This window comes from Streptomyces sp. NPDC007157 (assembly GCF_040634235.1).
Classification (GTDB): Bacteria; Actinomycetota; Actinomycetes; order Streptomycetales; family Streptomycetaceae; genus Streptomyces.
Window position 1 is genome coordinate 1 of the sequence record NZ_JBEYFE010000046.1, and the last position, 13,718, is coordinate 13,718.

General features: G+C 71.8%; 11 protein-coding genes. 8 read left to right on the forward strand and 3 right to left on the reverse strand.

All coding sequences use genetic code 11. From position 1 onward, the window contains the following. The first annotated feature begins 409 nt into the window (after positions 1-409). Together ABZ642_RS44230 and ptsP are read left to right on the forward strand one after the other, a co-directional pair. Positions 410-859, forward strand: coding sequence for a PTS glucose transporter subunit IIA (locus tag ABZ642_RS44230; RefSeq protein ID WP_360496719.1), 450 nt, complete (start codon positions 410-412; stop codon positions 857-859). A gap of 95 nt (positions 860-954) precedes the next feature. Then, positions 955-2,625 (forward strand): phosphoenolpyruvate--protein phosphotransferase, encoded by a 1,671-nt coding sequence (ptsP, locus tag ABZ642_RS44235; RefSeq protein WP_360496722.1) that lies wholly within the window; start codon positions 955-957, stop codon positions 2,623-2,625. Between the two features lie 70 nt (positions 2,626-2,695). Here ptsP and ABZ642_RS44240 read toward each other — a convergent pair whose 3' ends face one another. After that, positions 2,696-3,589, reverse strand: a complete 894-nt coding sequence (locus tag ABZ642_RS44240) for a hypothetical protein (RefSeq protein ID WP_360496725.1) — start codon at positions 3,587-3,589, stop codon at positions 2,696-2,698. A 91-nt stretch (positions 3,590-3,680) separates the two neighbouring features. Here ABZ642_RS44240 and ABZ642_RS44245 point away from each other — a divergent pair, with 91 nt between their 5' ends. Then, positions 3,681-3,941 carry a hypothetical protein gene (locus ABZ642_RS44245; RefSeq protein ID WP_360496728.1) on the forward strand — a complete coding sequence of 87 codons (261 nt, stop codon included), beginning with the start codon at positions 3,681-3,683 and terminating at the stop codon, positions 3,939-3,941. 18 nt (positions 3,942-3,959) lie between these two features. Here the strand turns inward: ABZ642_RS44245 and ABZ642_RS44250 are convergent, their stop codons facing one another. After that, complete coding sequence (locus ABZ642_RS44250; RefSeq protein ID WP_360496731.1) at positions 3,960-5,927, reverse strand: acetoacetate--CoA ligase; 1,968 nt, start codon at positions 5,925-5,927, stop codon at positions 3,960-3,962. A gap of 212 nt (positions 5,928-6,139) precedes the next feature. Here ABZ642_RS44250 and ABZ642_RS44255 point away from each other — a divergent pair, with 212 nt between their 5' ends. Next, positions 6,140-8,500 (forward strand): glycoside hydrolase family 31 protein, encoded by a 2,361-nt coding sequence (locus ABZ642_RS44255; RefSeq protein WP_360496734.1) that lies wholly within the window; start codon positions 6,140-6,142, stop codon positions 8,498-8,500. A gap of 10 nt (positions 8,501-8,510) precedes the next feature. Here ABZ642_RS44255 and ABZ642_RS44260 read toward each other — a convergent pair whose 3' ends face one another. Further along, the gene (locus ABZ642_RS44260; protein WP_360496737.1) at positions 8,511-9,044 is read right to left on the reverse strand and encodes an NUDIX domain-containing protein; all 534 of its coding nucleotides are present in this window, start codon (positions 9,042-9,044) and stop codon (positions 8,511-8,513) included. A gap of 202 nt (positions 9,045-9,246) precedes the next feature. On the opposite strand from ABZ642_RS44260, the gene ABZ642_RS44265 reads away from it, so the two are divergent. The 4 genes from ABZ642_RS44265 (at position 9,247) to ABZ642_RS44280 (ending at position 13,666) form a co-directional block, all read left to right on the forward strand. Next, positions 9,247-9,678 carry a zinc ribbon domain-containing protein gene (locus tag ABZ642_RS44265; RefSeq protein ID WP_360496819.1) on the forward strand — a complete coding sequence of 144 codons (432 nt, stop codon included), beginning with the start codon at positions 9,247-9,249 and terminating at the stop codon, positions 9,676-9,678. Further along, positions 9,675-10,865: a lipid-transfer protein gene (locus ABZ642_RS44270; protein ID WP_360496822.1), complete on the forward strand. Its 1,191-nt coding sequence runs from the start codon at positions 9,675-9,677 to the stop codon at positions 10,863-10,865. Before ABZ642_RS44265 ends, ABZ642_RS44270 begins: the two co-directional genes overlap by 4 nt. Positions 10,866-10,977: 112 nt before the next feature. Continuing rightward, a complete protein-coding gene (locus ABZ642_RS44275; protein WP_360496740.1) occupies positions 10,978-12,621 on the forward strand; it encodes a GGDEF domain-containing protein in 1,644 nt (547 codons plus the stop codon). A 307-nt stretch (positions 12,622-12,928) separates the two neighbouring features. Beyond that, positions 12,929-13,666 carry an MIP/aquaporin family protein gene (locus tag ABZ642_RS44280; RefSeq protein ID WP_360496743.1) on the forward strand — a complete coding sequence of 246 codons (738 nt, stop codon included), beginning with the start codon at positions 12,929-12,931 and terminating at the stop codon, positions 13,664-13,666. The last annotated feature ends 52 nt before the right edge of the window (positions 13,667-13,718 follow it).

Genomic DNA, 13,718 nt, shown 5'->3' on the forward strand with positions numbered 1-13,718 from the left:
GCGTTGACTTTTGGCACGCTGTTGAGTTCTCAAGGAACGGTCGCTTCCTTTGTACTCACCCTCTCGGGCTTTCCTCCGGGCTTCCCTTCGGTGTTCCAAACTCTATCAGTGTTTTTCCGGCCCTCTGACCACCCTCCCGCAGACATGCGGAAGATGATCCCGAGTTAGGATCCGACAAGTTTGGGTGCTGCTGAGCGAGGACGCTTTTCAGCGCCGCTCGGCCTCAAGCAGGAGTACGACTGTACACGGAGCCTCGGAGCCCGTGCAAATCCATTAGGCTGGTGGTCTAGACCACTACCTGGTAGCTTCCATGCGGAACCGCCACTTCATATGACATACGCTGCTGCTCAGCGCCGTCCGGAACAGGCAGTGACGGCCCGTAAGCAGCTCCATCTCCGGGAGGCTTCCCATGACCACCGTGACGTCCCCTCTGGCAGGACGCGCCATTGGACTGGCCGCCGTGCCGGATCCGGTCTTCTCCGGGGCCATGGTCGGCCCGGGCACAGCGATCGACCCCGCGCGTGAGCCTTCCGAGGTCGTGGCGCCCGTGGACGGCGTCATCGTCTCCCTGCACCCGCACGCGTTCGTAGTCGTCGACGAGAGCGGCCACGGCGTGCTCACCCACCTCGGTATCGACACGGTGCAACTCAACGGCCAGGGCTTCGAGCTTCTCGTCAACAAGGGCGACACCGTGACCCGCGGCCAGGGCGTCATCCGTTGGAACCCGGCCGAGGTCGAGGCCGCCGGCAAGTCCCCGGTGTGCCCTGTCGTGGCCCTGGAGGCCACGGCCGACTCCCTCTCCCACGTCCGCGACGACGGTGACGTGAAGGCCGGCGACAGCCTCTTCGTCTGGAGCTGACGACCCCGACGCCCTCCCCTCCTATGACGGAGCGGACGGCGACCACGAAAACCACCGCGGCGGCGGGACCCGCCGCACTATCGGAGACGGGTGAGATGGAGACAACGCTGCGAGGCGTCGGCGTGAGCCACGGTGTGGCGATCGGCGAGGTTCGGCACATGGGGACGGCGGTGCTGGAGCCGCCTGCCAAGCAGATCCCGGCGGAAGAGGCGGAGCGGGAGCCGGGGCGTGCCCGGCAGGCCGTGGAGGCCGTCGCCGCCGACCTGATGGCGCGCGGCAACCTGGCCGGCGGTGAGGCTCAGGCGGTGCTCGAGGCGCAGGCCATGATGGCCCAGGACCCCGAGTTGATGGCCGACGTGGAGCGCCGGATCGCCGTCGGCAGCACCGCTGAGCGTGCCGTGTACGACGCGTTCGCCGCGTACCGTGAGCTGCTGGCCGGAGCCGGTGAGTACCTGGCCGGCCGCGTGGCCGACCTGGACGATGTGCGGAATCGTATCGTCGCCCGGCTGCTCGGGGTTCCGATGCCGGGTGTCCCGGACAGCGACGAGCCGTATGTGCTGGTCGCGCGGGATCTGGCGCCCGCGGACACCGCTCTTCTGGACCCTACTCTGGTGCTCGGTTTCGTGACCGAGGAGGGCGGGCCGACGAGTCACAGCGCGATCCTGGCGCGGGCGCTCGGTGTGCCGGCCGTGGTCGCTCTGCCGGGCGCCGGTGAGCTGGTCGAGGGCACGGTCATCGCCGTCGACGGCAGTACCGGCGACATCTTCGTGAACCCGAGTGCGGAGAAGAAGGCCGAGTTGGAGGCCGCGGCCGCCGAACGCAAGGCCGCGCTGACCGCCTCGACCGGTCCGGGTGTCACCGCGGACGGGCACAAGGTGCCGCTGCTGGCCAACGTGGGCGGACCGGCGGATGTGCCGGCGGCCGTGGCGGCCGGTGCCGAGGGTGTGGGCCTGTTCCGTACCGAGTTCCTGTTCCTCGACGACAGCAAGAACGCGCCGTCCGAGGAGAAGCAGGTCGAGGCCTACCGTCAGGTGCTGGAGGCGTTCCCGGAGGGCCGGGTCGTCGTGCGGGTGCTGGACGCGGGTGCGGACAAGCCTCTGGACTTCCTGACTCCGGCGGACGAGCCGAACCCGGCGCTGGGCGTGCGCGGTCTGCGGACGCTCCTGGACCACCCCGACGTGCTGCGCACTCAGCTGACCGCGCTGGCGAAGGCGGCCGAGGGGCTGCCCGTCTACCTTGAGGTCATGGCGCCCATGGTGGCCGACCGTACCGACGCCAAGGCGTTCGCGGACGCCTGCCGTGCGGCGGGGCTGCGGGCCAAGTTCGGCGCCATGGTGGAGATTCCGTCGGCCGCGCTGCGGGCGCGTTCGATCCTCCAGGAGGTCGAGTTCCTGTCGCTCGGCACGAACGACCTGGCGCAGTACACGTTCGCCGCGGACCGTCAGGTCGGTGCGGTGTCCCGGCTGCAGGACCCGTGGCAGCCCGCGCTGCTCGACCTGGTCGCGCTGTCCGCCGAGGCGGCGAAGGCCGAGGGCAAGAGCTGTGGTGTCTGCGGCGAGGCCGCGTCCGATCCGCTGCTGGCGTGTGTGCTGACGGGCCTGGGTGTCACCTCCCTCTCCATGGGTGCGGCGTCGATTCCCTATGTCCGGGCGACGCTGGCCAAGTACACGCTGGCTCAGTGCGAGCGGGCCGCCTTGGCCGCGCGTGCCGCCGACACCGCGGACGAGGCCCGCACGGCGGCTCAGGCGGTGCTGTCCGGCGAGTAGCCGGGCGCGAACCTGATCGGCTGTCCTTCCGGGGGCGCTCCACCTGCGGGTGGGGCGCCCCCGCCGCGTCTCAGTGGTGGTGGCCCGGTGTCGTCCCCTGGTCGCCGAGGTCGGGTGGTGCGCAGTAGTCGACGTCGGATTCCGGGGAGATGAGGTCCCCGGATTCGACGTCGGTGCAGTAGGCGTCGAAGACCTCGGCCGCGGTGAGGGGTGCGAGGCGGTCGCCGCGCAGGCGCCAGCCGTAGACGCGGTCGGCGGTGCCGGGGGCGCTGGTGCGCATGACGAGTCCGCCGGGACTGCGGGTGGCGAGGCCGAGGGCGAGGACGCTGGTGAATTCGAGGGCTTCGGCTTCGTCGAGGCGGGTGGTGCCCTCGCTGTCCTGGTCGGCGTGGAGGACGGTGACCAGCGTTTCGGGTGGTCCGGAGACGCTGCACACGAGGTGCCGGTCGCCCGGTGGGGCGGCGTCGAGGATGCGGGTGAGGAGGTGGGAGGCGCGGGCGAAGGCGGCGCGCCCGATGTCCTCGCCGCAGGTGGGGCAGGGGCCGAGGCGGGCCAGGAGGGTGCTGGCGTACTCCCAGGTGGCTTGGCGTACCGCTTCGTCGACGAGGGCGGGGACGAGGTCGGTCAGGGGGCGGCCGTCGTAGGGGACGGTGGCGCCGGTGGCCGCGAGTTCCGCGGTGAAGCGGGTGCGGGTCGCGGGGTTGTCCGGGTCGAGTCCGGCGGCCGTGCAGAACTCGGCGTACTCCTCGGGGTCGAAGAGGGCGAGTGTGGTGTGGGTGCCTTCCGCGGCGCGGGTCCTGAGGAGGGCTTCGATCTGTCCCAGGTAGGTGGGGTGGTCGTGGAAGGTGAAGGTGCGGTAGCGCCGCATGGCGCGGAAGTCGTGTTCGTCGGTCAACAGGCCGATGGTGCCGGCGATTTCGCGGCGCAGGACGCGTCGCATGGCCCGGTGGTCGGTGTGCGCCATGTTTCCCCCTGTGAGCAGTCGATCAATGCTCACTCACCGTAATCGGCGCCACTGACAATGCTGGTTGCGGAAGCCGGCCTCGGACCAGGCGATGCCGGATCCCGCAGGTCAGGGCGATGGTGGCGCCGAATGCGGTCCGGTCGAGCGGGCCGGTGGCGATGGCGACGAGTCGGCCGTGGTGAACGGCCTGCGGTCGTGGGGCTGGTGGGTGGCCGCGGGGGCGCGGTTCCGGCTGTCGGCCGGTCCGGGAGTGCGGATCTCGACCGCCGGGCTGGAGCCGTCCGACGCGGTGCGGCCGGCCTCGGACTTCGCCGCCGTGCTGGGCGAGTCCGAGGCCACCTGTGGCGGGTGAGCGCTCCTGCCGGGAGGATCAGGCGCGCTTGCGGGCCAGGTCCTCGTAGAAGCTCAGCAGGTCGAGGTTGTCGATGGAACCGGGGTTGACGGCCTTCTCCAGGGGCGCGCCCTGGAGGAGGCGCTTGACCGGGACCTCGATGCGCTTGCCGGTGAGGGTGTGCGGGACGCCGGGGACCTCGATGATCTCGTCGGGGACATGGCGCGGCGAGAGCTGTTCGCGGATGGCCTGCTTGACGCGGTTCAGCAGGGCTTCGTCTAGGACGGCGCCCGGTGCCAGGTGGACGAACAGGGGCATCCAGTAGCCGCCGTCGGGCTGTTCGATGCCGATGACGAGGGATTCCCTGATCTCGGGCAGGCGCTCGACGACCTCGTAGATGTCGGCCGAGCCCATCCGTACGCCCTGGCGGTTGAGCGTGGAGTCGGAGCGGCCGTGGATGATCACCGAGCCGCGGGAGGTGACGGTGATCCAGTCGCCGTGCCGCCAGACGCCGGGATACATGTCGAAGTAACTGTCGTGGTAGCGGCTGCCGTCGGGGTCGTTCCAGAAGTGGATCGGCATCGAGGGCATGGGGTTGGTCACGACGAGTTCACCGACCTCGTCGATGACGGGGTGGCCGCTGGGGTCCCAGGCCTGGAGATCGGTTCCGAGGCCGGGTGCCTGGAGTTCGCCGGTGTAGACCGGGAGGGTGGGGACGGCGCCGGCGAAGCAGGAGCACACGTCGGTGCCGCCGCTGACGGAGGCGATCCAGAGATCGTCGCGGACCTCGTCGTGCAGCCAGCGGAACCCGTCGGGGGGCAGTGGCGAGCCGGTGGTGGCGACGCACCCCACCTTGGAGAGGTCGAAGTCGCGGGCGGGGTGCACACCGGCCTTGCGGCAGGCCATCACGTAGGCGGCGGAGGTGCCGTAGAGGGTGGCTCCGGTACGTTCGGCGACCCGCCACTGGGCGCCGGTGTCGGGGTAGCCGGGGCTTCCGTCGTACAGGACGATCGTGGTGCCGGTGAGGAGGCCGGAGACGAGGAAGTTCCACATCATCCAGCCGGTCGAGGTGTACCAGAAGAAGCGGTCCTCGGGGCCCAGGTCGCAGTGCAGGCCGAGCTGTTTGAGGTGTTCGACGAGGATGCCGCCCTGGGACTGGACGATGGCCTTGGGCAGGCCGGTGGTGCCGGAGGAGTAGAGCACCCAGAGGGGGTGATCGAACGGGACCTGCTCGAATTCCGGCTCGGTATCGGCGGCGGTCAGGGTCGACCACTCCAGGGCGCCTTCGGGGGCGGCCGTGCCGAGCAGCGGGACATGGACGACGGCGCGCAGGGTGGGCAGTTCGCGCCGGAGTTCGGCGACGGTCTCGCGGCGGTCGTGTTCCTTGCCGCCGTAGCGGTAGCCGTCGACGGTGAACAGGACGACGGGTTCGACCTGCTGGAAGCGGTCCAGGACGCTGCGGGCGCCGAAGTCCGGGGCGCAGGAGGTCCAGACGGCGCCTACGGTGGCGGTGGCGAGAAGGGCGACCACGGCCTGTGGGATGTTCGGGAGGTAGCCGCTGACGCGGTCTCCCGGGCGGACGCCGAGGGTGCGGAGTTCGGCGGCCAGGGAGCCCACCTGGCGGCGCAGTTCGGACCAGGTGACCGGGAGCGGTTCGTGGGTCTCGTCGACATACAGGAGCGCGGGTTCGTCCGCGCGGGTGGCGGCGGCGCGCAGGGCGTGCTCGGCGTAGTTCAGCGTCGCGCCGGGGAACCATTCGGCGCCGGGCATCGTGCGGTCGCCGAGCACGCGCGCGTAGGGCGTCGAGAACCGGACGTCGAACCACTCCGTGACGGCCTTCCAGAACGTGTCCAGATGGTCGACGGACCAGCGGTGCAGGGCCGGGTACCCGCCCTCGGCCGGGGCTCCGTGGTGATCCGCGGCCCAGGACTGGAACCTGGTGATGTGCGCCTGGGCGATCCGTCGCGGATCGGGTTGCCAGAGCGGCTGGGGGTTCGCGGTCGACATGGGGCGGCTCCCGGGCTTCTGCGCTGGTGGGCGTAGGACGCGCACGGGCTGGGGTGTGCGCGTACGCGGCTGACAGGGACGATGCCATGTGATCGACTTCTACACCAGGGTGCGCTCCACATAGTCCGTGTCGTGAAGATGTGGTCCCGGCACGGGTGAACGGCAGTTGAACGGCACGCGTGTGTGGAGCGCTGAGTGGCAGGGTGAGCAGTATGGACGGTCGTGACCTGGTGCGTTCGGTGAGAGTGGTCGGTTCGAGGAAGGCGGCTCAGGGGTTGCGTACCGTACGGGCGGCATGGCGCAGGAGGCGGATCGACGCCGCCGGGCTGCCCGCGCGGGGGGCCGAGCGTGCCCGGGTGCCGGGGCCGGTGCAGGAGGCGGTGCCGGGGCCGGGCGGCGGTGTGATCCGCTTCAGCCGGTCCGAGCTGCGGATCACGGTCGCCGTGAACGGGGCGGTCTTCTGGGGCTGGGACGGGGCCGGTCCCGAGCCGTCGTACGCGCTCGCGGGGCGCTGTCCCGAGCCTGACCCGCGGGCGGTCCTGGAACCGGACACGGACGGCGGCTGGCGGGTCGTGGCGGAGCGGGTGAAGGTCAGCGTCTCGCGGCACGGCGCGGTGGAGGTGTGCACGCCCGGTGGCGTGATGCTGCGGCGGGATCTGCCGCCCCGCTGGTGGGAGCCGGTGGACGGCGGTCCGGCACGCTGGATGCAGCGGTCGGAGGTCGCCGCGGACGCGCGGTTCTTCGGTCTCGGTGGGCGTGCCTCGGGGCCGCGGTTGCGCAACGGCACGTACCGGCTGTGGAACACCGACCCCGGCCGTGCCTTCGGGCCCGGAACCGATCCGCTGTACATCACCATGCCGGTGCAGCTGGTGGTGGCGGACGCGGCCGCGCACCTCGTGTTCCACGACACCTCCTGGGACGGCACGGTGACCCTCCGGGAGGGCGAGGAGGGTGCCGGGTCCGGCCATGACCGGACCGGGCGGTGCGAGCTGCGGATGGACGGCGGTCCGCTGCGCTGCTGGGTGATGGTGGGCACGCCCGCGCGCGTGCTGCACACCTGGGCCTCCCTCGCGGGCGCGCCCGCGCTGCCGCCGGCCTGGGCGCTGGGCCATCACCACGCGCGCTGGGGTTTCGGCAGCGAGCAGGAGGTCCGGCGGATCGTCGGCGGTTACCAGGAGCGGGGTCTGCCGCTGGACGCCGTCCATCTGGACATCGACCACTACGACGCCCATCAGGTGTTCACCGTCGACCAGGAGCACTTCCCGAAGCTGCCGACGCTGGCGGAGGAGCTGCGGCGGGACGGGATCCGGCTGGTGTCGATCGTCGACCCGGCGGTGAAGGCCGCGTCGGGCAACGCGGTCTATGACAGCGGGACGGGGGTCGACGCCTTTGTGCGGGATCCGTCGGGGCGGTTGGTGGAGGGCGTGGTGTGGCCCGGTGAGGCGGTCTATCCCGACTTCACGCACGCGCGCGTGCGCAAGTGGTGGGGCGAGCTGTACGAGGAGCGGCTCGCGCAGGGCTTCGCCGGGTTCTGGCACGACATGAACGAGCCGACGTCCTTCAACGCCTTCGGGGAGTCGACGCTGCCACGCGCCTCACGCCACGCCTTGGAGGGACGCGGCGGCGACCACCGGGAGGCGCACAACGTCTATGCGCTCTGCATGGCGCGGGCGGCCTACGAGGGGTTGCGCGAACTGGCGCCCACGGAGCGGCCGTTCCTGTTCTCAAGGGCCGGCTGGGCCGGCATGCAGCGTTACGGGGGCACCTGGTCCGGTGACGTCGCCACCGGCTGGCCGGGGCTGCGCGCGTCCCTGTCGCTGGTCCTGGGGCTCGGGCTGTGCGGGGTGCCGTACTCCGGGCCGGACGTGGGCGGTTACGACGGGAGTCCGTCGCCGGAGCTGTTTCTTCGCTGGTTCCAGCTGGGCGCCTACCTGCCGCTGTTCCGTACGCACGCGAGCATGCGGGCGGGGCGCAGGGAGCCGTGGGAGTTCGGGGCCGAGGTGCTGGAGCACGCGCGCGTGGCGCTCCTGGAACGGCGGCGCCTGCTGCCGTACTTCATGACGCTGGCCCACCTGGCCCGGCGGACCGGCGCGCCCTATGTGCGGCCGCTGTGGTGGGGTGCGCCGGAGGACCGGGCCCTGCGTGACTGCGAGGACGCGTTCCTGCTGGGCGACAGCCTGCTGGTGGCTCCGGTGCTCGGTCCGGGTGCCGACCGGCGTGCGGTGCAGCTGCCCCGGGGGCGCTGGTACGACACGCTGACGGAGCGAGCGTACGAGGGGCCCGGGCAGGTGCTCGTGGACGCCCCGCTGTCGCGGATCCCGGTGCTCGCGCGCGCGGGTGCCGTCCTTCCCGTGCGGGACGAGGACGGCGGTGTGCGGCTGGAGGTGTGGGCGCCCGCCCGGGGACGGACCGGGGGCGGGCTGTTCGTGCCGGACGCGGGCGACGGCTGGGACGAGCCGGAGATCGAGCGCTACGTCGCCCGCTGGGAGGGCCGGCGGGTGGTGGTGAGACGGGAGGACGAGAACGGCGTGAGCGAACCGCCGTATCCGGTGCGCGTCCGGGGGCTGGGGTGAGCCGGAGGGCTCAGTAGCGGCCCTCGAACCACGCGCGTACGGCCACGCTGTGCAGCGGGAAGGCGAGTTCCTCGGGCCTGCGCAGTAGGTGCCACCCCTCCGTCTCGTCCGTCGCGCCGGACGGCGGGAGCCCTTCGGCCGGGCGTTCCGGGAGGAGTCCGAACAGCAGCAGGTGCCCGTCGGGTGAGCTCATGGCGTCGACGAGCCGTACGTCCCGCGCGGCCGCGTCGATGCCGGTCTCCTCCTTGAGCTCACGCACGACGGCGAGCCGCCAGTCCTCGCGGTCGTCGACATAGCCGCCGGGCAGCGCCGTGCCTCCGCGCGCGGGGGCGATGGTCCGGGTGATGACGACCAGGGCGGTGCCCTTGGTGTCGTACACGGGCTGGAGGGCGATCGCCACCGGCAGCGGGTTGCGGTAGGCGATGTGGCCGCAGGCCGGGCAGGTGCGCGGCCAGCCGGAGACTCCCGCTCCGTAGGGCGCTCCGCAGCTCGAACAATGCGAGCCCGGAGCGGAGTTGGCAATTGGGTGCTGATTTTCGGACACGCGCGGACTTTATCCGATCACGGGAGCGACGTCTTACGGTCATGGGAACGTCTCGTTCCGGAAGTGAACCGACGCCGGCGGCCGGGACCGGCCGAACGGGAGACGACCCGGGGGCACGGCCTGCCCAATTGCGGCGACCCGTGGCACACTTCTGACGTTCCGTCAGATCTCGCGCCCTGGAGGAGCTTTGTCGCGCACACGCATGCCTGCGGTCGAGGGCTGGTTCACGGGCGAGGGGGACGGGTTCCGGCTCCTGGGCACCCGTTGCGCGGCCTGCGCCTCGGTCTTCTTCCCGCGCGAGGACGCCCACTGCCGCAATCCCGGGTGCGCGGGCGGCGACCTGGCGGAGGTCCCGCTCTCCCGCCGCGGGCGGATCTGGTCGTACACCGACAGCCGGTACCGGCCGCCGTCACCCTATGTGAGCGATCCGGAACTTCCGTGGGAGCCGTACGCGTTGATCGCTGTGGAGCTGGAGTCCGAGCGGATCGTGGTGCTGGGACAGGCGGTTCCCGGGATCACCGTCGCCGATCTGACGGTGGGCATGGAGGTCGAGGTCGTCCCCGGAGTGCTGAGCGAGGACGCGGCGACGGCATGGACGACCTGGCACTGGAGGCCGACGGGGGTGGCGGCATGACGGCGGACGTGGCGGTGCTCGGCGTGGGCATGCACCCCTGGGGCAAGTGGGGGCGCGGCTTCGTCGAGTACGGGACGGCGGCGGCCCGCGCGGCCCTGGCGGACGCGGGACTCCGGTGGCGGGACATCGGGTCGCTCGTGGGCGCGGACACGGTGCGTGGCGGGTATCCCGGCTATGTCGCGGGCGCGACCTTCGCCAAGGCGCTGGGCTGGCAGGGAGCGCGTGTCGCGAGCGTGTACGCGGCGTGCGCGTCCGGGGCGCAGGCGGTCGCCGCGGCGCGGGCGCAGATCCTGGCGGGGCTCGCGGACGTGGTGCTCGTGGTGGGCGCGGACGCGGCGCCCAAGGGCTTCTTCCGGCCCGCCGGAGGGGACCGCCCCGACGATCCCGACTGGCTGCGCTTCCGGCTGCTGGGCGCGACCAATCCCACGTACTTCGGGCTGTACGCGCGCCGGCGGATGGCGCTGTTCGGGGACACCCCGGAGGACTTCGCGCTGGTCAAGGTGAAGAACGCGGCCACGGGCGCGCTCAATCCGTACGCCCGCTACCGCGAGCGGGTCACCGCCGAGCAGGTCGCCGCCTCCCAGGTGGTCGCCGATCCGCTACGGCTGCTGGACATCTGCGCGACCTCCGACGGCGGGGCCGCGCTGGTGCTGTCCAGCCTGGAGTTCGCGCACCGGCACGGTGCGGCCCGGCCGGTGCGGATCCGCGCGGTGTCCACGGTCACACCGCGCTACCCGAACACGGTGCTGGACCTCCCGGACATCGCCACGGACTCCGCGGCCGCGGTCGAGCCCCCGGTGGAGCCCTTCCGGGCGTCGATCGCACGGGCCGCCTACGAGGAGGCGGGCATCGGCCCCGAGGAGCTCTCGCTGGCGGAGGTGTACGACCTGTCCACCGCGCTGGAGTTGCAGTGGTACGAGGATCTGGGCCTGTGCGCCGAGGGTGAGGCCGCCAAGCTGCTGCGCGCGGGGGCGACGGCCCTGGGTGGTCGGATACCCGTCAACGCCAGTGGCGGGCTCGCCTCCTTCGGGGAGGCGGTACCGGCTCAGGCGATCGCCCAGGTCTGTGAGCTGACCTGGCAGTTGAGGGGCGCCGCGGGCGACCGACAGGTGGCGCACGCACGAGTGGGGATCACGGCCAATCAGGGGCTGTTCGGACACGGCTCGTCCGTGATAGCGGTGCGCTGACGGGACTGGTGTGACAGCAGGGGTCGCACACCGTGTGTGATCACCTCGAAATGGTGCGTGAACGTCTTATGAACTGCCCCTGGGCGTACGCCGATGGCGCCATCATGCTCCCGTGCGCTCCTGGACGGATGCTCTCCGTTTCGCCTTCCAGCCGGTGGTCAATCTGACGACCGGCGGGATCACCGCACTGGAGATCCTCGCCCGCCCCGAGACCGGTGACATCCTCGCCGAAGCCCGCCGCAACCCCGAACTGGACGGCAGGCTGGCTGTGTTGGCCCTCCGTTCGGCGGCCCGCCAGGAGGCGCTGCTGCCGCTGCACATCAACGTGTTCGCGGCCACGCTCGCCGACCTGGGCGGCATCGGCCCGCTGCCCGGAGCCATCCGCGAAGCCGGACGGATGCCCTGGGAGGTGACCCTGGACATCGTGCCGCCGTACACGCACGTGCCGCACCGGGCCCTGCTGGAGGCCGTGGCGACGCTGCGCGGCCAGGGCTTCCGGATCAGCGCCGACGGCATCGGCGACGGGGACGTACCCCTGCGGCTGCTCACCGATCTCTCCCCCGACCTGATCAAGCTGGACGCCTCGTTGCTCGGCCGGCCGGCCGCGGTGCGGGCGATGCGGACCCTGTGCGAGGAACTGGGCGCCCTGCTGGCCGTCGAAGGGGTGGAGACCGAACTCCAGTACGCGGCCGCGCTGTCGGCCGGGGCCCAGCTGGCCCAGGGCGAGCTGTTCGCGCCGCCGGCCCGGATCCCGGTGGCGGACGTGTACGTTCCGCCGCGCTCGGCCGCCGCTGTGCCCGCGCCGCGCTCCGGGCCGTCGGTGCGGGAGTTCATCCGGCCCGCCGCCGTGCTGCCGGTCACCGCGTCCGCGCTGCAGGTGCGGGCCCTGCTGACGGGCTCCCCGGAGGTCTCCGGCGTCCTCCTGGTGGACCAGACGGGCGCCCCGGTCCGCTCGGTGCACCGCTCCCGCTTCCTGCTGTCGATGTCCGGCCGCTACGGACACGCCCTGTACGCCGACCGCCCGGCCCTCAAGCTCGGCGACGCACCGCGCACGGTCGGCGTGGACGCGACCGCCTGGGAGGTCCTGGACGTGGTCGCCGTCGGCGACCGGGACCGCACCTCGGACGACGTGGCGGTGGTCGACCGACTCGGGCGCTGCGTGGGCGTCGTACGCCTCGCCGACCTGGTACGCGCCCTCGCCGAGAACCGCGTCGAGGAGGCGGCCGGGCTCAATCCGCTGACCCGGCTGCCCGGTTCGGACGCGATCACGGGCGAGGCGGACCGGTGGATCGCGGAGGGCCGGGTCTTCGCCCTGAGCTGGCTGGACATCGACCACTTCAAGCAGGTGAACGACGGCGCCGGGTTCGCCGCGGGCGACGAGCTGATCCGCGCGGTGGGACGGACACTGCAGCAGGCCGTGGCCGGGCACGCGCGCGTGGGGCACATCGGCGGGGACGACTTCCTGGTGCTCGCCGACGAGGAGGGGCTGGACCGGCTGGTGACCGGCGTGCTCGACGCGCCCTGGTCCGCCGGCGGCCGTCCCGTCACGCTGTCCCTGGCCACCGTCGTGTGCGGGCCCGGCAGCGTGGCCGACCACCGGGAGGCGGCCGCGTGTCTCGCGCCGCTCAAGAAGGCCGCCAAGGCGCTGCCCGGGGCGAGTTGGGTGCTGGGGCGGGCGGGACTGCCCGGGCACGAGATCCGGCGCGGCTCAGGCACGTATCCGGCCCAGGCCGGTTATGCGGCGGCGGAGCCGTGAAAGCCGGCTCCGGGCGAGTTGCCTGTCATCGTTGCCGTCGGCGACCTTGACGCTCCCTGAGTGCCGGTGAAAACTTCCGGTGTCGGTCGACATCGCCGTACATTCTCGGCGTAATCAGGCACTGCGCCATGGGCCGCTCCTGTCCTGAGGCCCGCTCCCCCATGGGCGATTCGGCTGTTACGGCACGCTCGTCACTGACGCCGGGCGGGGCGCGGGACCTTCCCTGCCTTCGGCTGACGTCGCCAAGGGAACCGTTCCTGCTCAATGCGCCGGGGTCGATCCTCCGGCCAGCGCCCTAGGAGCCGCCATGAGCAACGGAGACATATTCGTCGGCGAAGTCATCGGCACCGCCATCCTGATCCTGTTCGGCGCGGGCGTCTGCGCCGCCGTCACCCTCAGACACTCCAAGGCGAGAGCGGCGGGGTGGGTGGTGATCGCGTTCGGCTGGGGATTCGGTGTCCTGGCCGGCGCCTACACCGCCGCTCCCCTCTCCGGCGGCCAGCTCAACCCCGCCGTCACCATCGGCATCGCCGTCGACACCGGCGAGTGGGGCAAGGTCTGGGTCTATCTCCTCGGTCAGTTCGTCGGCGCGATCCTCGGCGCCGTTCTGACGTACCTCGTCTACCTGGCCCAGTTCCAGGCCAACGTGGCCGACGAGGACACCGCGGAGGAGCCGACGCCGACGCTCGGCATCTTCTCCACCATCCCGGAGATCCGGAACCCGGTCGCCAACCTCATCACCGAGATCATCGCGACGATCGCACTGGTCCTGCCGATCCTCGCGTTCGGACTGACCAAGGGGCTCGGCGAGTCCGGCACCACCGTGCTGATCGTCTCGCTGCTGGTCGTCGGTATCGGGCTGTCCCTGGGCGGGCCCACGGGCTATGCCATCAACCCGACGCGCGACCTCGGCCCCCGGATCGTGCACACCTTCCTGCCGATTCCCAACAAGGGCACCTCCGACTGGGGTTACGCCTGGATCCCGGTCGTCGGCCCCCTGGTGGGCGGAGCGCTCGCGGGCCTCATCTACCACGCGGCCTTCTGAAACGCGGCCTTCCGATCCCACGCAGCCTTCCGACCCAGCGACCAAGGGGTAG